The organism is Alistipes timonensis JC136 (assembly GCF_900107675.1).
GTDB classification, from domain to species: Bacteria; Bacteroidota; Bacteroidia; order Bacteroidales; family Rikenellaceae; genus Alistipes; species Alistipes timonensis.
Genome location: NZ_FNRI01000002.1, coordinates 139,385 through 161,068 on the forward strand (window position 1 = coordinate 139,385; position 21,684 = coordinate 161,068).

13 protein-coding genes and 1 riboswitch are annotated in these 21,684 nt (G+C 62.0%); of the genes, 11 read left to right on the forward strand and 2 right to left on the reverse strand.

Annotation, left to right across the window (positions count from 1 at the left end; translation table 11 throughout):
• The first annotated feature begins 28 nt into the window (after positions 1-28).
• From BLU78_RS03020 to BLU78_RS03055, 8 genes are all read left to right on the forward strand, one after another.
• The gene (locus BLU78_RS03020; RefSeq protein WP_010264103.1) at positions 29-1,978 is read left to right on the forward strand and encodes an Ig-like domain-containing protein; all 1,950 of its coding nucleotides are present in this window, start codon (positions 29-31) and stop codon (positions 1,976-1,978) included.
• Positions 1,979-2,012: 34 nt separating this feature from the next.
• Positions 2,013-4,100, forward strand: coding sequence for a glycoside hydrolase family 36 protein (locus BLU78_RS03025; protein ID WP_010264100.1), 2,088 nt, complete (start codon positions 2,013-2,015; stop codon positions 4,098-4,100).
• A gap of 13 nt (positions 4,101-4,113) precedes the next feature.
• Positions 4,114-6,192 carry an alpha-galactosidase gene (locus tag BLU78_RS03030; protein WP_010264097.1) on the forward strand — a complete coding sequence of 693 codons (2,079 nt, stop codon included), beginning with the start codon at positions 4,114-4,116 and terminating at the stop codon, positions 6,190-6,192.
• Positions 6,193-6,196: 4 nt separating this feature from the next.
• The gene (locus BLU78_RS03035; RefSeq protein WP_010264093.1) at positions 6,197-7,066 is read left to right on the forward strand and encodes a ComEC/Rec2 family competence protein; all 870 of its coding nucleotides are present in this window, start codon (positions 6,197-6,199) and stop codon (positions 7,064-7,066) included.
• A gap of 30 nt (positions 7,067-7,096) precedes the next feature.
• A complete protein-coding gene (locus BLU78_RS03040; RefSeq protein WP_010264090.1) occupies positions 7,097-8,716 on the forward strand; it encodes an Ig-like domain-containing protein in 1,620 nt (539 codons plus the stop codon).
• Positions 8,717-8,736: 20 nt separating this feature from the next.
• Positions 8,737-10,551 carry a glycoside hydrolase family 71/99 protein gene (locus BLU78_RS03045; RefSeq protein WP_010264086.1) on the forward strand — a complete coding sequence of 605 codons (1,815 nt, stop codon included), beginning with the start codon at positions 8,737-8,739 and terminating at the stop codon, positions 10,549-10,551.
• A 21-nt stretch (positions 10,552-10,572) separates the two neighbouring features.
• Positions 10,573-11,847 carry a hypothetical protein gene (locus BLU78_RS03050; protein WP_010264083.1) on the forward strand — a complete coding sequence of 425 codons (1,275 nt, stop codon included), beginning with the start codon at positions 10,573-10,575 and terminating at the stop codon, positions 11,845-11,847.
• Between the two features lie 141 nt (positions 11,848-11,988).
• Positions 11,989-12,203: riboswitch (cobalamin riboswitch) on the forward strand.
• 108 nt (positions 12,204-12,311) lie between these two features.
• On the forward strand, positions 12,312-14,045 hold the full coding sequence (locus BLU78_RS03055) for a PKD-like domain-containing protein (protein ID WP_010264079.1): 1,734 nt from the start codon (positions 12,312-12,314) through the stop codon (positions 14,043-14,045).
• 66 nt (positions 14,046-14,111) lie between these two features.
• Here the strand turns inward: BLU78_RS03055 and BLU78_RS03060 are convergent, their stop codons facing one another.
• Together BLU78_RS03060 and BLU78_RS03065 are read right to left on the reverse strand one after the other, a co-directional pair.
• Entirely contained in the window at positions 14,112-16,742 is a 2,631-nt protein-coding gene (locus BLU78_RS03060; protein WP_010264076.1) for a family 78 glycoside hydrolase catalytic domain, read from the reverse strand.
• 34 nt (positions 16,743-16,776) lie between these two features.
• Positions 16,777-17,709, reverse strand: a complete 933-nt coding sequence (locus BLU78_RS03065) for an AraC family transcriptional regulator (RefSeq protein ID WP_026020766.1) — start codon at positions 17,707-17,709, stop codon at positions 16,777-16,779.
• Between the two features lie 189 nt (positions 17,710-17,898).
• Here BLU78_RS03065 and BLU78_RS03070 point away from each other — a divergent pair, with 189 nt between their 5' ends.
• Genes BLU78_RS03070 through rhaT form a run of 3 tightly spaced genes read left to right on the forward strand, consistent with a single transcriptional unit; the run spans position 17,899 to position 21,682 of the window.
• Positions 17,899-19,374, forward strand: a complete 1,476-nt coding sequence (locus BLU78_RS03070; protein ID WP_010264073.1) for a rhamnulokinase — start codon at positions 17,899-17,901, stop codon at positions 19,372-19,374.
• A gap of 19 nt (positions 19,375-19,393) precedes the next feature.
• Positions 19,394-20,650: an L-rhamnose isomerase gene (locus BLU78_RS03075; RefSeq protein ID WP_010264071.1), complete on the forward strand. Its 1,257-nt coding sequence runs from the start codon at positions 19,394-19,396 to the stop codon at positions 20,648-20,650.
• Between the two features lie 3 nt (positions 20,651-20,653).
• Positions 20,654-21,682 carry an L-rhamnose/proton symporter RhaT gene (gene rhaT / locus BLU78_RS03080; protein ID WP_010264069.1) on the forward strand — a complete coding sequence of 343 codons (1,029 nt, stop codon included), beginning with the start codon at positions 20,654-20,656 and terminating at the stop codon, positions 21,680-21,682.
• The last annotated feature ends 2 nt before the right edge of the window (positions 21,683-21,684 follow it).

The window sequence follows — 21,684 nt, forward strand, 5'->3', positions numbered from 1 at the left end:
ACACTCACACCCTAAATTCCAACCTATTATGAAAAAATTCTTTTCCGCCATTGCCGTCCTGACGGCATTCGCAATGGTCGCCGTCTCGTGTAACGACGACGACACCAAGGACGAGGACATCCCCGTCACCGAAATCAAAGTCACCCCGGCGACCGGCAGCGTCGTCGCAGGAACCACCCTCACCCTGAAAGCCGAAATCCTGCCCGAGAACGCTACGGACAAGAATGTAAAATGGAAATCCCGCGACGAGAATGTCGCCACGGTCGATGAAGCGACGGGCGTCGTAACCGGTGTTACCGAAGGCGAAGCTGTAATTATGGCGCTCTGCGGCGGCAAGAACGGCCAGGCGGTCATCACCGTCACCCCGGCCCCGATCCGTGTCGAGAAAATCGAACTTTCGAAAACCGAACTGGCCCTGTTCGTCGGCAAGACCGAGAAACTGACCTACACGATCAATCCCGAGAACGCCACCAACCAGGAAGCCGCATGGGATTCGAGCGACAAGACGGTCGCCACCATCGCCGACGACGGTACCGTAACGGCCCTGGCCGAAGGTACGACGGACATCACCCTGACCATCGACGAGAAGACCGTGACCTGCAAGGTGACCGTTTCGAGTCCCGCTATCGAAGGCATCACAATACCCTACCTGAGCGCAATTCAGGGCAACACCGTCACGATGACCGCCGCAGGATTCAAAGCCGGCGACAAAGTGAAGATCGAGGCGGTGGCCGGCGATGAATACAGCGCCGAAGCCGACGTCGCCAACGTAACCGCCCAGAACGCGACGTTCGAACTCCCTGCCGCCGCATCGCGCGACCGTTCCTACAAGCTGACCGTCCTGCGCGGCGGCGTGAAGCAGGCCGAGGCATTCCTGCACCCCGACGATCAGTTCGTAGCCATTCCCTACCACCTGGGCTATTATCTGACCGGCGAGGACGAAGTGGTGCCCGCCGATCCCTCCATGCGTGCCAACGAAGAGGGTGTTACCCGCCGCGGCTACATGCCGGGCAAGATCGTCGATTACAACGAGGAGACCAAAGAGTTCCGGGTATGGAAAAAGGATGCCGCCCTCGCCGGCTTCACCGCCGCGACGCTCGACCTCACCTATGCCACGGGAGTCACCTCGATCAAACCCCTGACCGACCTCTACGGGCCTCTGACGAGCGTGAACCGCGTCTACGTCGCCAATTCGTCGCTCGAGTCGCTCGACATGACCCAGTTCCCCAACGCCACGCTGCTGCACGCCTGGGGCGACGCAGGATCGGGGCTCAACAAGATCGCAAGCATCAATTTCGGCACCTATACCGACGACGAACACGCCTGCAAAGTGACGCAGATGTATCTGTCCTCGCAGTCGCTCACCGGAACCATCGACCTGCGCAACTGCATCGCCCTGAACGAACTGAAACTCGACGGCAACCAGCTCGAAGGCATCAACCTCGGCACGGCCAACGGCGACAGCTCGGACAAGGACCGCATGCTGGTCGTATATTCGATCAGCGCGAAGAACAACAAGCTCAAAGAGATCGACATCTCGAACTGCGGCCGCCTGCGCCAGCTCTGGCTCGACGGCAACAAGATCGAACGGGCGCGCCTGCTGAACAACGCCCTGGGCGAAGGCTATAACAGCCAGCGTCCCGACTCGTGGTTCCCCTACATGTACATCCTCAAAAACAAGGAGGACTTCACGATCACCTGGGCGACGGCCGCCGATGCCGAAGGCCGCGAACGCCACATCGACGTCGAACACTACTGGTACCGGAACCTGTCGCCCGCGAACAAGAACGAAAACGGCGAAAAGCCCGGTTACGACAAGTGGGTGAACAACAGCCCCGTGATCCAGGCGCTCAAAGACGGCTTTACCGTTACCGATTGGAGCTATGCGCTGGAAGGCTACGACGGCGGCGGCGTCAAGATCAAGCACACGCATGCCTCGATCGACGACCTCTGCCCCGCGGAACAGGATGCCGAATGATAAAAAACCGAATTACAAACCCTGAAAACAGACGATGAAACCCGTAATCAATTACCGACGTACCATCATCGCCTTGGCAAGTGCCCTGTTGCTGGCGCTGGGAGCAATCCCGGCGTCAGCGCAGGTGCGTTTGCACATGCAAGGCGACAAGACAGACATCGCCCGCTGGATCGACCAACGCTTCGCCAAAGGCCAGCTGCCGCCGTTCTCGTTCATCCTCGACGAGCAGCCGTCGGAGGAGTTCCTCCGCTCGTGGCGCTGGAGCCGCACGGCGCCCGCATCGACGGACAAGGATGTCGTTCTGCGCACGTTCACCTACACCGACCCCCGCAGCGGACTCGAAGTGGTCTGCGACGTCAAAGGATACCCCGAGTTCCGGGCCGTGGAATGGGTGCTGCATTTCCGCAATACGTCGGCAGAGAATTCCGGGCAGCTTACACGCGTGAAGGTCGCGGATTTCGACATGGTCTACCCCGCTGCCGGAGCGCTGAAAATCCACTATGCCGAAGGCAACAAGATTTCAAAGGCCGACTATGCGCCCCGCACTGCTGAGTTCCGCACGGAGCAGCCGTTGCACATCGAACCCCACGGAGGACGTTCGTCGGAGGAGGCTTTCCCCTTCTTCAACCTCGAATCCGAAGCTTCGCGGCAGGGCGTGATGGTCGCCGTCGGCTGGACCGGAACGTGGTTCGCCGACCTCGAGAAGCGTGACCCGAGCCGCCTGACGCTGGCCGCGGGCATGCTGAATACCGATCTATACCTCTATCCGGGCGAGCAGATCCGCACGCCCTCGGTCGCCCTGATGTTCTGGAGCGGCGACCGCATGAACGGACACAACCGTTTCCGCCGCCTCGTTCTCGCGCACCATTCGCGCAAGGTCGACGGCAGCCCCTTCTACCCGCTTTGCAGCGCCTTCAACTACCGCGACCCGCAGCCCTGCGGCGAATATTCGTGTCTGACGGCCGACTGGGCCGTCGCCATGGTCCGCCGCTACTCGATGTTCGAACTGACGCCCGACGTTTTCTGGCTCGACGCCGGATGGCACACCGGGGCCGGGGATTTCCGGCACGGCAAGAGCTGGGCCAACACCACGGGCAACTGGACGGTCGACCGGGAACGCTTCCCCGAGGGGTTGAAACCCGTATCGGACGCCGTGCACGAGACCGGCGCCAAATTCATGGTGTGGTTCGAACCCGAGCGCGTCGTGAAGGGTACGCAGTGGGCTACGGAACACAAGGAGTGGATGCTCGATACCGAATGGCCCGAAGGCTCGGAACAGTCGACGTGGTACCTGTTCGACCTGGGCAACGACGCGGCGTGCGACTGGCTCTGCAAGTACTACGGCGACCTGATCGAAGAGAACGGGATCGACTACTACCGCCAGGATTTCAACATGCTCCCGGCCGGCTACTGGCGCGACGCCGACGAGCCCGGACGCAGCGGCATTAAGGAGATCCGCCACATCGAAAACCTCTACAAATTCTGGGATTACCTGCTGGACCGCTTCCCCGGCCTGCTGATCGACAACTGCGCCTCGGGCGGCAAGCGCCTCGACTGGGAATCCATCGGCCGCAGCGCACCCCTCTGGCGCAGCGACTACTACCACTACGACGACCCCGACGGCTACCAGTGCCACACCTACGGGTTGAACTTCTTCCTGCCGATACACGGCACGGGCATCCTGCTGCCGGACCAGTATTCGTTCCGCTCGAGCCTCTCGTCGGCGCTCCAGTGCAACTGGAAAGTCACCGAGCCGGGCGTTTCGGTCCTCGACATGCAGCAGCGCATCCGGGAATACCGTGACATCCGCGAATACTACTACGAAGATTATTATCCGCTCTCGGGAACGGGCGACCTCACGGGTTCCGACGTGTGGCTGGCCTACCAGATGCACCGTCCGTCGGACGACTCGGGCATCGTGGTCGCATTCCGCCGCCAGGACGCTCCCGACGCGGAATACACCGTGCGCCTGGGCGGGCTCACACCCGACGCCTCCTATACCCTCCTGGACTGCGACACGCAGGCCGAAACCGTACGCAGCGGCCGGGAACTGACCGAGGGGCTGACGCTCCGTCTCGACAACCCGAAGAGTTCGCTGCTGATAAAATACCGCAAAAACTGACGCTTTATAAGCCATGAAATACCTATTCAGACTGCTGCTTGCAACACTCCTGCTGACCGCCGTACAGGCCTCCGCCCAGTCGCGCCTGCGCATCCCCGCCAAAGGCGCCGAATGTGAAAAATGGGTCGCCGGAGCTTTCGCCAAAGGCAAGGTGCCGCCCTTCTCGTTCGTCTGCGGGGGCGTGCCCTCGGGCAAGACGATCGCCGACTGGAAATACACCGCCGAGACGCTCCCCGCAGCGGAGCGGAACGTCACCGAGCGCGTATACACCTATACCGACCCCGCGACGGGGCTCGCCGTCGAGTGCCGCGTGAAGACTTTCGCGGATTTCAACGCCATGGAGTGGGTGCTCCGCTTCCGCAACACCTCCGAGGGGAACACCCCGAAAATCGAGCAGGTGAAGGTCGTGGACATCACCCCCGAATCGACGGCCAAAGGAGCCTTTCTGCTCCACTACGCCGACGGAAGCCACGTCTCGAAGGCCGACTTTCACGCCCGCACGCGCGAGCTGGCCGTGGGCGACGTGCACTCGATGCACCCGCAGGGCGGACGCTCGTCGTCGCACGCCTTTCCCTTTTTCAACGTCCAACTGCCCACGGGAGGCATGGTCGTCGCCATCGGATGGACCGGGAACTGGAAAGCCGACATCGCGCGCCCGGCGGCGAACGCCGTCAGCGTGGCGACCGGCATGAAGAACCTGGCCGCTTACCTGCTTCCGGGCGAGGAGATCCGCACTCCTTCGACGGCCATGCTCCTGTGGCAGGGCGACGACCGTATGGACGGGCAGAACCTTCTGCGCCGCTTCCTGCTGGCCCACCACCACCCCACGGCCGACGGCAAGCCCGCCGTGTTCCCGATCTGTTCGAGCTTCAACTACGGCGACCCCGCCCCCTGCAACGAATACACCTGCATGACGGCCGATTACGCCACGGCCCTCGTGAAACGCTACAAGCAGTTCGGCCTGCTGCCCCAGGTCTTCTGGCTCGACGCCGGATGGTACAGCAAAGCCGCCGACTGGAAAAACGGCTACAACTGGGCCAACACCGTGGGCAACTGGTCGGTGGACAGCGTGCGCTTCCCGCAGGGCCTCGGCCCCGTGGCCGACGAGGTGCACCGCGCCGGCTGCAAGTTCATGGTGTGGTTCGAACCCGAGCGCGTGATGAAGGATTCCGACTGGGCCGTGCAGCACCCCGAGTTCATGCTCGACGCCAGCGGCAAAGCCGCCCAGCCGGGCTGGGTGAAGCGCGGAAGCGTCGATTCGTTCCTCTTCAACCTGGGCGACCCCGTGGCCCGCACGTGGTTCTGCGAGCAGATCGCCAAGCTCATCCGCGACAACCGCATCGACTACTACCGGCAGGATTTCAACATCGACCCCGAAGGTTTCTGGTACGCCAACGACCAGCCCGACCGCGTGGGCATCTGCGAAATCCGCTACATCGAAGGGCTCTACGCCTTCTGGGACTACCTGCGGGCCGAGTTCCCGGGCCTCGTGATCGACAACTGCGCCTCGGGAGGCCGCCGCATCGACCTCGAATCGACTTCGCGGTCGGCGCCGCTCTGGCGAACCGACTACAACTACGGCGAACCGATCGGCTACCAGTGCCACACCTACGGGCTGAACATGTGGCTGCCCGTACACGGAACCGGCACGCACAAGTCCGACGCCTTCACCTTCCGTTCGAGCCTCAGCGCCACGATCATCTACAACTGGAAAATATCGAACGCCGATTCGTCGATCCCCGAGATGCAGCGCCGCATGGCCGAATTCGCCGCCGTGCGCCCCTACTTCTACGAGGACTACTACCCGCTGACAGGTTACGGCGACATGACGGGCGACGACATCTGGCTGGCCTACCAACTCCTGCGTCCCTCGGACCAGACGGGCTATGTGGTGGCTTTCCGCCGCGACCTCTCGACAGAGGAACAGAAAGTCGTGCATTTCCGCGGGCTGGAACCCGAAGCGACCTACGTGCTGGAAAACGCCGACAACGACGACCGCGTGGAGGCCACGGGCCGGCAGTTGATGGACGGCTTCACCATGAGCATCGGACAGCCGCGCTCGTCGCTGCTCATCAAATACGGTAAAAAGTAAAGCCATGCTGCGCAAACTGTTTCTGTCACTGCTCCTCGCCGCCGGCTGTCTTCCGCTGTCGGCCGCACGCCCGGGCTTCACGCTCTGGCAGCTGCCTCCGCAGGGACCGTCGCAGATGAACTCCTACGTGATCCGCACCGATGCGGGGCGCGTCGCGGTGATCGACGGCGGCACGGCGGCCGACGCCCCCTACCTGCGGGGATTCCTCGCGGCGCTGGGCAACCGCGTGGAGTGGTGGTTCGTGACGCATCCCCACGTCGACCACATGGGCGCCCTCACCGAGATCCTGCGTTCGCCCGGCGGCATCGAGATCGGGACCGTCTGGCAGTCGCCGATGAGCGACGCACAACTGGACACCGACCTCAACCGCAGGAAGCCGGCCGACGCCTACCTCGAAGCCCTCGCCGCCTCGGGCCTGCACGTCGAGAACCTGACGGAGCCGGGCCGGGAAATGCGCCTCGACGGACTGCATCTCAAAGTCCTGCAGGTCAACGACACCGCAACGCTGGTCAACGCCTACAACAACGCCAGCATCGTGCTGCGGCTCTGGGACAAGCGCAAATCGCTGCTGATGCTCGGCGACACGGGCGAGGAGAGCGGCGACCGGCTGCTGCGCAGCGTCCCCCGGGAGGAGCTCGACTGCGACTATATCCAGATGGCCCACCACGGGCAGATGGGCGTCCGCGAAGAGTTCTACCGCACGGTCCGCTTCCGCGCCTGCCTCTGGCCCACGCCCCTGTGGGTCTGGAACAACGATGTGGGCGAAGGCTACGACACGGCATGGATGAAGACCCCCGAGACCCGCCGCTGGATGGACGAAAAGGGAATCACCGAGCACCACTGCGCCTGGCAGGGGCTCGTCAAAATCGAATAACCGAACAATAATAACCTAACACCATAAACCATGAAAAGCAACATTCTGCGTTACGCGATGCTGGTCTGCCTGAGCGCATCGGCAGTCACCGTATCGTGTTCGGAAAGCAAATCGGGCGACACCCCCGAAGACCCCGGCAAACTGACGGCGATCACCCTCACGCCTTCTCCCCTCTCGCTGACCGTCGGCCAGAGCGCACAGCTGACCGCAGCGGCCACGCCCGCGACGGCTTCGCTCGAAGGGCTCCGCTGGTCGAGCGAAGATTCGAAGATCGCCCGCGCCGGCGACGACGGAACGATCGAGGGCGTCGCCGTCGGCAAAACGACCGTCAGGGCCAAATGCGGCGACGTGACCGCCTCGTGCGAGGTCACGGTGACCGCCGCCCCCATCGTGCTCGAAAAGATCGAACTTTCGGTTTCGATCGCGTCGGTCGCAACAGGCAAGACACTCGATGTCACGGCGAAACTCGTTCCCGAGAATGCCGCCGTAGAGGGTCCCGTGGTGTGGAAAAGCGACGACACCTCCAAGGCGACCGTCGACCAGAACGGCCGCATAACGGGCGTCGCCGAAGGCCGTACCGTCATCTCCGCGACGCTCGGATCGGTCAGCGCCAGCTGCGACATCGAAGTCTATTCGCCCGCCGCTGTCCGCGAATTCACGTTCCTGCAGCTCAATCTCTGGGAGGGCATCGCCAACGTCAACAACGGTCAGGAGGCGCTGATCAAACAGCTCGCCGAACTGAAACCCGACGCCGCGTCGTTCTGCGAGTTCACCTCGGAGGATAACGCACGCACGATCCTGACCGCCGTAGCCGCCGAACTGTACAAGCGCACCGGCATCCGCTACACCTATACCTGCAAGGGAGGCAGCGGCACCCGCGGCCTGCTGACGCGCCACCCGGTGCTCTCGACCGACGCCGTGAACGGCAACCTGTGGTTCTACCGCACGGTGGTCGATTTCTACGGACAGCAGATGGCGATTTACGCTTCACACGCCTACCACATGTATTACGCCTGCTATCTGCCGCGCGGCTACGGCGACGGTTCTTCGCCCTACGGCTGGGACAAACTCGCCAACGGACCGATCACCGATATCGATTTCATTCTCGACCGCGAGGAGAAATCGGGCCGCACACAGATCGCCAAGGACCTCACGGCCGACACCCGGGCCCAGCAGGCACAGGGACGCCTCTGCATCTTCGGCGGCGACCTCAACCAGCCCTCGCACCTCGACTGGACCGAGGCGATGAAGGACAAATACGAGCACAACGGCTGCGTGGTGGCATGGCCCATCTCGACGACCTGCTATGCCGACGGCATGAAGGACGCCTACCGGGAGGTCTATCCCGATCCCGTGACCCATCCGGCCGTGACGTGGCCCGTGAACAACAAGGACGCCCGAAAGGAGACGCAATGGGCTGCGGAGGCCGACGAACGCGACCGCATCGACTTCGTCTACTACCGTCCCGACGCCAAGTTCGCCCCCAAAAAGGCCCAGATCATGGGTCCCTCGTCGATGATCTCCAAAAGCGCCGTAGTCGAGGACCAGTTCGTCGACAAGGCCGAAGAGCTGATCGAACCCGTGGGCGGCGTATGGCCCAGCGACCACCGGGGACTGTTCATCACGTTCGAAGTGCAGTTCCCCCAATAACCTGAAAAACAGCAGACAAAATGATAGAAAAAACCATCCCGTTCCTCCTGCTCGCCCTGTTCGCCTGCTCGAAATCCGACCCCGATCCCGGTCCCGATCCGGAACCGGGGCCGGCACCGGGCGAGGTGGTTACATACGGAAACGAATCCCTGGTGGCGATCGACCCCGCAGGCAAGGAGATTGCGTTCGACTACCGTCATAAGACGCTGCGTGACAAAAAAGTAGGCATTTTCTACTTTATCTGGATCGGCGCCCACGGCTACGACACAGGCGACTACTTCGGCGGCGACATCATCCCGCCGAAGGCCTCGGACACCCGGTCGCCCTACGACATCAGCGAGCTGGAGAAAGGCCACAGCAATCCGGCCGACATCCCCTTCGGTCCCGGGGGCGCCATGCACCACTGGGGCAAACCCTATCTGGACTATTACGTTTCCAACGACACCTGGATAATCCGCCGCCATGCCCAGATGCTCGCGGAGGCAGGCGTCGACGTGATCTTCATCGACGTAACGAACGGCTACGCCTATCTTCCGGTGGTCAAAACGCTCTGCGACGTCTACGTCCAGATGCAGCGCGAAGGCAATCCCCGGCCGAAAATCTCGTTCATCCTCAACACGAACCCCGCCCCGGTGGTCAAAGAATTGCTGACGCTCTACAGCAACAGCGACTACGACCGCCTGTGGTACGAACTCGACGGCAAACCGCTACTCCTCGCACCTCCCGGGGATTACGGGAACGGAGTTGCCAGCCGCCTCACGTTCCGCTACGCGTGGTTCGACACCCAGTACAACTACGGCGGCAACTGGTACGGCGACGGTAAGAACCGCTGGGCATGGGGCGAATTTTCGCCGCAGCGCAACGTGAAGGAGGAGATGCCCGTCATGGTGGCCAGCCACCCGGTCTGGAACATCGGCCGCAGCTACACGGGCAATTCGCCCGAAGGCAAGGGCGGGCACCAGCCCGCGAATCCCACGGCCGAACAGCGCGCCGCGGGAACCTATTTCAAACAGCAGTTCGAGCGGGCCATCGAGTGCGACCCCGACCTGATCTTCCTCACGGGATGGAACGAGTGGGTGGCCCAGCGGCAGGGAAACACGGGCGCCACGTTCATCGACTGCTACAACCACGAGTTCAGCCGCGACATCGAGCCCTGCGCCGACGATTTCACCGACGTCTACTATTACTACATGACCGACTACATCCGCCGCTACAAGGGCGTCACGCCGGTCGAGCCGGTAAAGGAGATCCACCAGATCGCCGTCGACGGCAAGTTCGACGACTGGACGGCCCTCGGGACCCGCTACAAGGATTACAAGGGCGACACCCGGGCACGCAATCACTGGGGCTTCGGCTACAAGAACATCAGCCTCACGAACAACACCGGGCGCAACGACATCTGCTATGCCAAGGTCGCTACGGACTGCAAATCGCTCTTCTTCTACGTGGAGACCGCCGACCCGATCACACCCCGCACCGACCGCAACTGGATGCGGCTCTTTATCTCGGTGAAAGGCAGCACGGCGCCGGCCTGGGAAGGGTTCCAATGGGTCGTCAACAACCGGGTCGTCAGCGAGAACCGGACCACGCTCCAGCGTTCGAAGGGCGGCTGGAACTGGGAGGAGGCCGCGACGGTCGACTATGCCGTCTCGGGCAACCGGATGGAGATCGCCGTTCCGCTCTCGCAGCTCGGCATCACCGACGCGAGGGACTTCACGGTCGACTTCAAATGGATCGACAACGCCGTCGCCGACGGCGACATCCGCGAATGCATGCGCGACGGCGATTCGGCCCCGGGCGACCGCTTCCGTTACCGTTACATCTTTAAATATTAACCACAACACCCCGATTCAACCATGAAACAGCTCCTCATGACCGCCCTGCTCGCCGGATCGCTCGCAGCCTTCACCGGCTGCAAGGACGACGACGGCGGCAAAACCAACAGCTATCCCTCGCAAATCCCCTCTTCGGAGAAGATTCCCGTGGTGGCCTGGCACGGCGTACGTTCCTCGCACGCCAGCGTCGAGCGCTTCCAGGAGGCCGAGCAGATGGGCATTACGCTCAACTACTCGCGCATGGGCAATGTCGAAACGGCCCTCAAATGCCTCGACTTCGCCGCCAAGACCAATATCAAACTCATCGTCGAATGCGACGAACTCTACACGGAGAGCAAGCGTCTCGACGCCGTAAACCGACTGAAAGACCATCCCGCGCTGGCCGGATACTTCGTCATGGACGAACCCCATCCGACGCAGTTCGCAAACATGTCCAAAATGATGTCCGACATCCAGCACGTGGACAGGAACCATATCTGCTACGCGAACATCTTCCCTACGGGCGGTCCCGAGCACTATGCGGCCCTCGGCGTGAAGGACTACGACGAGTACATCGACCGTTACATGACCGAGGTTCCCGAGATCACGTTCCTCTCGTTCGACAAATACCCGATCATCAAAGACCCCAACGTCGCGGACAGCCCGCGGCAGATTCTCGGCGAGTGGTATCAGTGCCTCGAAATCGTCCGCGACCGGGCGCTCCGCTCGGGCATGGATTTCTGGAGCTTCATGCTCACCGTTCCCCACACCAGCTACCCGCAGCCGACGGTGAACGACCTGCGCCTGCAGGCATACAGCAACCTCGCCTACGGTACGCAGGCGCTCCAGTGCTTCACCTACTGGACCCCGACGGTGGCCGACCCCGAAATCTGGAAATACCGCAACGGCCCGATCGCCGAGGACGGAACCCGCACCGAAACCTACGACATCGTGAAATCGGTGCTCGACGAGGTCCAAAAGCTGGCGTGGGTCTTCCTGGACAACAAGGTGACGGGCGTCTACCACATCGGCACCCCGCTGCCGCTGGACACCCGCGCCCTGGACAAACTCCCCGCCGAGATCACCGAACTGTCGGTCGGCCGCGAAACCAGCACGGCGTGCATTTCGTTCTTCGAGAACCACGATTACCACTTCATGATGGCGGTCAACACCAGCATCAACGAGAAGTGCTACCTCAACGTCGGCACACAGCCGCACGTGCGCCGCATCCACAAGGACGGTTCCGTGCAGTTGGCCTCGAACGACCAGCGCACACTGGCACTCGACCCGGGCGACATGGTGCTCTACATGTGGTAGCGACCGCCGTCGTCGGATAAAAACCGGAAAAAGCCGTACGGGATGCGGCTTTTTCCGGTTTTTTCGTATCTCTGGCCTCGCCTTAGATACTCCGCCTCGGAAAAAAAGCAGGCAAGCTTGCTTTTTTCTCTCGGCTTATTCGTATCTTTGCCCTCGCAAGGTTTCGGAACGGGGCTCATACGCACCCCGGCCGATGAAAAGGGAATCCGGTGAAAATCCGGAATAGTACCTGCTGCTGTAAGTCCCCTCCCCTCGCGGGAGACGACGGTTGCCGCACATTATGCCACTGGCTCGAAAGCCGGGAAGGCGCGGCAACAGGGATAAGTCAGAAGACCTGCCTTGCAAGGATTCGCACCCGCGGGTTTCGGGCAGAGATCGAATGGCAGCTTCGTCATACAGCTTTTCCGTTCAGTCGATTTCACTCCCGGAGCCCGGTGCCAACGACTGTAAAAATGGCAAGCTATATGATCCGGAATTTCTGTTTTTCAACGGCGGCGCTCCTTCTGGCGCTGCTCGCATCCTGCAACAAGGACGACGTAATCACGGACGGCGGGGCCAAGCCCGTCATCACGCTGGACAATCCCGAAGGCATCTACCCGGTAAAGGTCGGCAAATCGGTGACGATCGCCCCGACGGTCGGAAATGCCGAAGGCGCCGTCTATGCGTGGATTCTCGACGACGAACCGGCCGGTTCCGGCCCGACCTTCACGTTCGAGGCCCGGGAAGCGGGCGTCTATTTCCTCATCTTCCGCGTCGAAACCCCGAACGGCAAAGCCGAAGAGGAGCTGCGCATCGAGGTAAACCGGCTGCAGCCACCGGTGATCTCATTCCCCGTCGGCGACGACAAAGTGATGGAGGTGGAGATCGGCCGCGAAACCACGATCGCCCCTACGATCGCCAACGGCGACGGAGCGACCTTCGTGTGGACGCTCGACGGCGAAACGGTGGGGACTGACGCCACCTACACGTTCACCCCGGACAAACTGGACGATTATGAACTGACGCTCAATGCGGAAAACGAGGACGGCAAGGCCGAGCCGGAAACCATCACCGTCCGGGTCGTGGAGCGTTTCACGGTGTCGGCCGTTTTCCCGGCGCCCTCCCTCCGGTTCGGCCAGGAAGGCGCCCGGAACGTATCGCTGCACCGCACGCTCTACCTGCGTCCCGTCCTCGAACATTTCCACAATCCGACATTCGAATGGACCGTAAAAGACCGGCCCGAAAAAGGAGACAAAGAGGTCTTCGCCTTTACTCCGGATGCAAAGGGTGAATACACGGTCGTCGTGAAAGTCACCGACGACGACGGCCAGACTGCGACAGCCACCGTTGCGGTGACCTGCTGCGACGACGAAATGTCGCACAAGCGTACCGGCGGAACCAACCCATTCCCGGACAAGGTCTACGAATACACCCCGGCGCCGGGGCAGTTCATCAACGAAGGCGGTTTCAAAGACATCACTTCGGCGGAAGAGGCCGCAAAGTATGCCCAAGGATTGCTCGAGCAGAACACCCAAGGCAAGAACTACTACGTCTCGCTGGGAGCCTGGGGCGGCTATATCGTCGTGGGTTTCGACCACAGCATCGAGAGCAAGGGCGGCGACGACTTCTCGATCGCGGGCAACCAGTTCGCCCAGTCGTCCGAACCGGGCATCGTATGGGTCATGCAGGACACCAACGGCAACGGGCTTCCCGACGACGAGTGGTACGAGCTCAAAGGTTCGGAATACGGCAAGCCGGAGACGCTCACGTCCTACGCCATGACCTACTACCGCCCGAAGAGCGACAATACGGGCATCCAATGGAAGGACAACCGCGGCAACGCGGGCACGGTCGAACGGAACAGCAGCCACAGGCAAGGCTACTACCCACAGTGGATCGACATGGAGAACTACAAGCTCTACGGCACACGGCTGGCCGCCAACACGACACGCCACCCGATTACGGGCGACTACTACAACAATCCCTACGACTGGGGATACGCCGACAACGCTGGCAGCGACCAGGCCGCGGGAGAGGTCTCCGACGGCGACCAGCGCAAAAACTATTTCAGAATCTCCAACGCGGTGAATGCGGACGGCAGCGCCGCCAACCTCAAATACATCGACTTCATCAAAGTCCAGACCGGCATCAGCCAGAACTCCGGACCGCTGGGAGAAGTTTCGACCGAAGTGCTCGCTTTCGAGGACGAGAACCTCTGACGAGCCCCGAAACAACAAGAGCGGCAGACTTTTCGAAGTCTGCCGCTCTTGTTTCAGCCGGATGTATCAGAAGGTAAATTCGTGAACACCGCCGGCCACCGTGGCGATGGTCTCGCCGTCGATCCGGATGTCGGCCGTCGTGTTGGCCGGGATGGTGACTTTCAGCGTCACACAGCCGCCGCGGCGCCGCCATTCCGAGCGAATCTCGCCGCGCACCGAATCGTAGGAAGCCGCGGCCCAGTCGAGCGCCTCGACGAAATGGGGAGCGATAATGATGTGCCCGAACCCGGGGGCCGCCGGATCGAAATTGATTCCCGCCAGGTCGTTGACATACCACGCGGCGACATCGCCCAGGAAGACATGGTTGACCGACGCATCGCGCCACTCGGGCGAGAGCGTCCAGGTCTCGGCCAGCGTCGTGAACCCCTGGGTGACCCACCAGCCCCACGAAGGAGCCTGGGTCTGGGCAGCCATCTTATAAGCCGTCTCGACATGGCCGTAGCGGGTGAGCATGCGCAGCACGGTCTTGCTGCCGATGGTTCCGAAATCGAGGAAATAATCGTTGTCGGCGATCATGCGCGCGAGGTTGTCGGCCACGCGCTGTGCATCGCCTTCGGGAACGATACCCAAATAGAGCGCCACGCCCTGTGCGGCCTGCGAACCGTTGGCATAAAGGCCCTTTTCAGCATCGTAGTACTTCGTATTGATCAACTCGCGCAGCTGCGCGGCCTTGCGGGCGTAACGTTCGCCGTCGCGGCCCAGCAGTTCGGCGAAACGGGCCATCAGCACATTGTCGTAATAATAGTAGCAGGTCGAAGTGTAGTCGGTCGGGGTCTGCGTGTGGTAAAAAACCCAGTCGCCGATGCCGTAGGTCACGCTGCCGTCGGCCTCCTCGCGCGTGGCGAGGTAGTCGAGGTAACGCGCACAGACGGGCCACATCTTCTCGACGGGACGCAGGTCGCCGTAATAATTATAGAGCGTGTAGGGAATCATGAAGGCCGAAGCGTCCCATACCGGACCGATCCAGTCGTCGTAACCCCATCCGGCCGTGGGAATGATGCCCGCAATGCGTCCCGCCTCGTTCTGGTTGTCGACGAAATCGTCGAGCCACTTCTCGTAGAAGGCGATTCCGTCGTAGTTGAGCAGCGCCAGCTCCATCGCCAGGTTGCCGTCGGCCGTCCATCCGTTCTTTTCACGCTGGGGACAGTCCGTGGGTATCGAGGTGAGGTTGTTGAGATAGGTCCGGCGCGTCATCTCCCAGATGCGGTTGAACAGCCCGTTCGAGCAGGAGAATTTCCCGACCGAAGGCACGTCGGTGTGCATGAAACGCGCCGTGAGACTCGTCTTGTCGAGTTTCACCGGGGCGCTCGACCGCAGTTCGACATACCGGAATCCGTGGTAAGTGAAATCGGGCGTCCACGTCTCGCGGCCTTCGCCTTTCAAAATATAGGTGTCGGTCTGGAAATCGTAACCGGGCAGGGGCTTGTAGTAGATATCGAGATTGCGCATCTCGATACGGCCCGAGGGCTGCAGAAACTCGCCGTGGGTCATCGTGATCTGCGTGCCGCGCCCGCCCTCGACCTGCAGGCGGCAGAGGCCCGTGAGGTTGACGCCGAAGTCGAACACCCAGACCGTATCGCCGAACGAACGGACTTTGACAGGCTCCATCTCGCGCGCGGCCCGGACGGCGGGCATCGACTGGGCTTTCAGCAGCGGCGAGGGAGCCGCGACCTCGACGGCCTGCGCCCACGCCGAATCGTCGAATCCGGGACGGTCCCAGCCGGGAATCTCCCGGCGGGCGTCGTAAACGTCGCCGCTGTAAATGTTGTTCGAAAGGTAGGGACCGTCGGCCGTCGTGCGCCACGAACCGTCGGAGCAGACGACCTCGTGCGTGCCGTCGGCATAGTCGATGTGCAGTTCGCAGATCATCCGCGCACGTCCGCGCCAGCGGGCCACCTCGAAACTCCACGTGGCGACGGGCTGAATGGCATTGTAAAACCCGTTGCCCAGCACCGCCGAAAGGACATTCTCGCCCTCGCGGAGCCGGTCCGTAACGTCGTGCACGGCATAGAGGTTGCGCTTGTCGTAATGGGTGTAACCCGGGTCGAGGAGATTTCCCGAAACGGGTTCGCCGTTCAGGCTCGTCTTCGCATAGGCCGCGGCGCTCACGTAGAGCCGGGCGAGCTCGACACCGGACCGCACGTCGAATGCCCGCCGCAGCATCGGCGCAGGGACAAAATCCTTGTCGTGGGCGTCGGATATCCAGCGGGCCTGCCATTCGGAGGTCTCCATCAGGGCGGTCTCGAACTCCGCGACGGGCGAGACGATCCGCCGGCCGCCGGCGTCCCATGCCTCGACCTGCCAGTAGTAAGGGGTCCGCGAGGCGAGCAACCCGCCGTCGGGCATCGCGGCAAAAGGACGGCTGCCGGCAACCTCCCCGGAGTTCCAGACATCGGGAGCGCCCAGTTTCTCGGGCGCCGTGGCCACGCACAGCCGGTAGCCGGCCTGCTCGAAAGCGTCGGCATCTTCATAAATCCAGGTGAAGCGGGGCGAGGGGGTGTCCACCGAGATCGGCGAGACGAGGTATTCGCAGCGCATGTCGGCGATTGCGGGACGCTTCCCGCAGGAACCCGCCAGCAACGGCAGACAGCACAGCACGAGCCAGCATCCGGCGTTTCTAAAATTCACAACATTCATCGGGTCAGAAAATTTATTGGGTTTTTACAGATTTTCAGGCTTCATGCTCACCGCCGTCCGCGCAGAGACCGTCGCTGCCGACGCCGAAACGGCGGCGGTATTCGATGGGGGTCATCCGCAGGTGGCGGCGGAACATGTTGGAGAAATAGGAGGCGTCGCCGTAATTGAGCCGGAAGGCGATCTCTTTGATGCTCATGGCCGTTCCCGACAGCAGACGGCAGGCCTCCTGCAGGCGCAACTCCTGCATGTAGCGCGCCGGGGAGATATTCGTGTAGTCGCGGAACATCTTGCGGAACCACGAATAGCTCATGTTCACCCGCCGGGCCACCTCGTCGGGCGAGATGTTGGCGTAAAGCTCCTCGCGCATGATGCGCCGCGCGCGGTCGATCTGCCCCACCACGTCGAGCGACACGAACTGGTGGTTCGAATGGTAATACATCGCCATGCCCAACAGCAGGTTGGCGATGCCTGCGAGGTATTGCTGATAGGAGGAACGCTCGTTCTCGGCGACCTCGATGGCCTTGTCGTAGAGGGCCGTGATCTCCTCGCGGACCCCCACGCGGAACACTTCGCGGCTGTCGTCGAAAAAGTCGTTGCGGAACCGCGCGTCGACGTTCGGACCGCGGAAGCCGATCCAGTACTCGTGCCATCCCGTTTCGCGGTCGGGCATGTAGCTGTGCCAGCGGTTGGGGCGCAGCAGCACCATGTCCCCGGCGCCGATGTCGGTGCGCTTGCGGTCGGGGCCGTAGAACGAGCCGCGGCCCGAGGTGATATAGAGCAGCTGGTAGCTCTCCAGCACACGCCCTTTTCCAACGTCAAAATAGAAACCCGAGGGGTGTCCGACCCGCGGGGGATAGGTCTCGTACCCGGCGGCGACGGACTCGCTGCCCACGGTGTCGACCGTGACGCCCCACGTCTGGTCCTTTTCGCTGCTCACCAGATACTTATGATTGTTTAAAGGCTTCATACGGCAGGTTACTGAAACGGAAAAGTAGTTTGGTCAGACAAATATATATAAAAATCCGCGACCGGCGCCACCCCCTCCGGAAGCAAACCGGCAGAAAGATCAAAAAACAAAAGCCATCCATCATATTACAACGTCGAAACGGCAAAAAAATGAGTTTTTTTGTACAACCCAAAAATCACAAACCGAAACATGCAACCCAAACACTTCGTCGCCTTCGACCTGGGGGCCACCAGCGGACGCACCATCCTCGGCTCGCTCCGGGACGGAGAGCTCGTCCTCAAAGAACTGACACGCTTCCCGAACGCCATCCTGCCGCTGGGCGGCCATTATTACTGGAACATCTTTTCGCTTTACGAACACCTCTGCGAGGGCCTGCGCGCCGCCGCCCGCGAAGGGGTCGAGATCACCTCGGTCGGCATCGACACCTGGGGCGTCGATTTCGCCTTCATCGGCCGTGACGGCTCGCTGCTGGGACTCCCCTACGCCTACCGCGATCCGCACACCGACGGCGCTCCCGAGGAGTATTTCTCCAAGGTGCTTCCCAAAGAGGAGGTCTACGGCGACACGGGCATCCAGATCATGAATTTCAACTCGCTCTACCAGCTCTACGCCATGCAGCGCGACCATTCGTCGCAGTTGGCCGCCGCCGACCGGTTGCTCTTCATGCCCGACGCCCTGTCGTACCTGCTCACCGGAGAGATGGTCACCGAATACACCATCGCCTCCACGTCGCAACTGCTGAATCCCCGCACGAAACGCATCGAAGCGCGCCTGCTGGAGAAGATGGGCCTTTCGGCCGAACTCTTCCCCCCGATCGTGATGCCGGGCCACCGGATCGGCACGCTCCGCGCCGAACTGGCCGCCGCCTGCGGCGTGCCGCAGCTTCCCGTGGTCGCCGTGGCGGGCCACGACACCGCCTCGGCCGTCGCCGCCGTGCCGGCCGCCAACGAGCGTTTCGCCTACCTCTCGTCGGGCACGTGGTCGCTCATGGGCATCGAGGTCCGCGAACCCTTCATCAACGAGCAGACCGAGCGCTACAACTTCACCAACGAAGGCGGCGTGGAGGGTACGACCCGCCTGCTGAAGAACATCACGGGCATGTGGATTCTGGAGCAGTGCCTCAAAAAATGGAAAGAAGAGGGACGCGACTACTCCTACCCCGAAATCGTGAAGATGGCCACCGGGGCCGCGCCGTTCCGGACAATGATCGACCCCGACGACGCCTCATTCGCCGCTCCGGGCGACATGCCCGCGGCGATCCGCGCCTACTGCGGGCGCACGGGACAGCCCGTGCCCGACGACGACAGCGCAACGATCCGCGCCATCTTCGAAAGTCTCGCACTCAAATACCGCTTCGTCCTCGACCGTTTCCGCTCGCTGGCGCCGTTCGGGATCGAACGCCTCCACGTCATCGGCGGGGGTTCGAAGAACGCCCTGCTGAACCAGTTCACGGCCGACTCGCTTGGGATTCCCGTAACGGCAGGCCCCTCGGAGGCCACCGCCGTGGGCAACATTATGTTGCAGGCCCGCGCCGCCGGGTGCGTCGGGACGCTGCAGGAGATGCGCTCGCTGATCGCCCGCTGCATCCCGACCGAAGACTTCATCCCGGGCGACACCGCCGCATGGGATGCCGCATACACACGCTTCAAAACGATTGTAAAGTAACTTAAAACACGACAGAAAAATGAAAACCGAACAGATTCAGCAGGCCTACGAGGTCGCAAAAGCACGTTATGCCGACCTGGGCATCGACACCGAAGCAGCGCTCGCCGCTTTACAGAAAGTATCCCTCTCGCTCCACTGCTGGCAGGCGGACGACGTGACGGGCTTCGAGAACCAGGGCGGCGACCTCACGGGCGGCATCCAGGCCACGGGCAACTACCCCGGCAAGGCCCGCAACATCGAGGAACTGCGCGCCGACATCCTCAAAGCCAAGTCGTTCATCCCCGGCCGGCACCGCCTGAACCTCCACGAAATCTACGGTGAGTTCGGCGGCGAGTTCGTCGACCGCGATAAGGTGGAGCCCAGGCACTTCCAGGGCTGGATCGACTGGGCGAAGAAGAACGACATGAAACTCGACTTCAACTCCACGTCGTTCTCGCATCCCAAGAGCGGGAGCCTCTCGCTGTCGAACCCCGATCCCGAAATCCGCAACTTCTGGATCGAGCACACCAAGCGCTGCCGCGCCATCGCCGAGGAGATGGGCAAGGCGCAGGGCGATCCCTGCATCATGAACGTCTGGGTGCACGACGGTTCGAAGGACCTCACGGTCAACCGCATGAAATACCGTGAGCTGCTCTGCGACTCGCTCGACAAGATCTTCGAGAAGAAATACGACAACATGAAGGACTGCATCGAGTCGAAGGTCTTCGGCATCGGCCTGGAGAGCTACACCGTGGGTTCGAACGACTTCTACATCGGTTACGGCACCTCGCGCGGCAAGATCGTGACCCTCGACACGGGTCACTTCCACCCCACGGAGGTCGTCGCCGACAAACTCTCGTCGCTGCTGCTGTTCACCCCCGAGATCATGCTCCACGTGTCGCGCCCCGTGCGCTGGGACTCGGACCACGTGACGATCATGAACGACGAAACGCTGGAACTCTGCAAGGAGATCGTGCGCTGCGACGCCCTCGACCGCGTACACATCGGGCTGGACTATTTCGACGCTTCGATCAACCGCATCGGCGCCTATGTCATCGGTTCGCGCGCCACGCAGAAGTGCATGATGCAAGCCCTGCTGGAACCGCTGGCCAAACTGCGCGAATACGAGGCCAACGGACAGGGCTTCGAGCGTCTGGCCCTGCTCGAGGAGTCGAAATCGCTGCCCTGGAACGCCGTGTGGGACATGTTCTGCCTGCGCAACAACGTGCCCGTCGGCGAGGATTTCATCGCCGAAATCCAGAAATACGAACGCGAGGTCACCTCGAAACGTGCATAAATCATGGAAATACTCATCGGATTGCTGATCATTGCAATCGGCAGCTTCGGACAGTCGAGTTCCTATGTCCCGATCAAAAAGGTCAGGGAGTGGAGCTGGGAAAGTTTCTGGCTCGTGCAGGGAATTTTCGCCTGGCTGGTCTTCCCGCTGCTGGGAGCCCTGATCGCCGTGCCCGAGGGCGGCTCGCTCTTCACCCTGCTGGGTGAAGGCGGCGCCCTCAGGGCCGTTATATACGGAGCCCTGTGGGGCGTCGGCGGCCTTACGTTCGGACTTTCGATGCGCTACCTCGGGGTGGCGCTCGGGCAGTCGATCTCGCTGGGCACCTGCTCGGCCTTCGGAACGCTCCTTCCGGCGCTGTTCGCCGGTACGGACCTCCTGCACGGGCAGGGGCTCATCCTGCTGCTGGGCGTCTGCGTGACCCTCGCCGGCATCGCCGTGATCGGCTACGCCGGGTCGCTGCGCGCCGCCAACATGACCGAGGAGGAGAAACGCGCCGCGATCAAAGACTTCGCGCTGACCAAGGGCCTCGCCGTGGCGCTGCTGGCCGGCGTGATGAGCGCCTGCTTCGCACTGGGCCTCGACGCCGGGGCCCCGATCAAAGCCGCGGCCGCGGCGCAGGGCGTCGACCCGCTCTACGCGGGGCTTCCGGTCATCCTGCTCGTCACGATGGGCGGTTTCGTGACCAACGCCGCCTACTGCATCTGGCAGAACGTCCGCAACCGCACCGCCGGGGAGTATTTCGGCGTGCCGGGTCCGGTGCTGGTCAACAACCTGCTGTTCTGCGCCCTGGCCGGCGTGCTGTGGTACTCGCAGTTCTTCGGCCTGGAGATGGGCAAGAGCTTCCTCACCGGATCGCCTGTCATCCTGGCCTTCTCGTGGAGCATCCTGATGTCGCTCAACGTCATCTTCTCGAACGTCTGGGGCATCCTGCTCAAAGAGTGGAAAGGCTGCAACGGACGCACCCTGGCGACGCTCACCGCAGGTATCGCTATCCTGCTCTTCTCGATCTTCTTCCCTTCGTTATTCCAATAAAA

Excerpts from the sequence above, each read along its gene's own strand:
- BLU78_RS03020 (WP_010264103.1), top strand. The coding sequence starts at position 29 with ATGAAAAAATTCTTTTCCGCCATTGCCGTCCTGACGGCATTCGCAATG.
- BLU78_RS03025 (WP_010264100.1), top strand. The coding sequence starts at position 2,013 with ATGAAACCCGTAATCAATTACCGACGTACCATCATCGCCTTGGCAAGT.
- BLU78_RS03030 (WP_010264097.1), top strand. The coding sequence starts at position 4,114 with ATGAAATACCTATTCAGACTGCTGCTTGCAACACTCCTGCTGACCGCC.
- BLU78_RS03035 (WP_010264093.1), top strand. The coding sequence starts at position 6,197 with ATGCTGCGCAAACTGTTTCTGTCACTGCTCCTCGCCGCCGGCTGTCTT.
- BLU78_RS03040 (WP_010264090.1), top strand. The coding sequence starts at position 7,097 with ATGAAAAGCAACATTCTGCGTTACGCGATGCTGGTCTGCCTGAGCGCA.
- BLU78_RS03045 (WP_010264086.1), top strand. The coding sequence starts at position 8,737 with ATGATAGAAAAAACCATCCCGTTCCTCCTGCTCGCCCTGTTCGCCTGC.
- BLU78_RS03050 (WP_010264083.1), top strand. The coding sequence starts at position 10,573 with ATGAAACAGCTCCTCATGACCGCCCTGCTCGCCGGATCGCTCGCAGCC.
- BLU78_RS03055 (WP_010264079.1), top strand. The coding sequence starts at position 12,312 with ATGATCCGGAATTTCTGTTTTTCAACGGCGGCGCTCCTTCTGGCGCTG.
- BLU78_RS03060 (WP_010264076.1), bottom strand. The coding sequence starts at position 16,742 with ATGAATGTTGTGAATTTTAGAAACGCCGGATGCTGGCTCGTGCTGTGC.
- BLU78_RS03065 (WP_026020766.1), bottom strand. The coding sequence starts at position 17,709 with ATGAAGCCTTTAAACAATCATAAGTATCTGGTGAGCAGCGAAAAGGAC.
- BLU78_RS03070 (WP_010264073.1), top strand. The coding sequence starts at position 17,899 with ATGCAACCCAAACACTTCGTCGCCTTCGACCTGGGGGCCACCAGCGGA.
- BLU78_RS03075 (WP_010264071.1), top strand. The coding sequence starts at position 19,394 with ATGAAAACCGAACAGATTCAGCAGGCCTACGAGGTCGCAAAAGCACGT.
- rhaT (WP_010264069.1), top strand. The coding sequence starts at position 20,654 with ATGGAAATACTCATCGGATTGCTGATCATTGCAATCGGCAGCTTCGGA.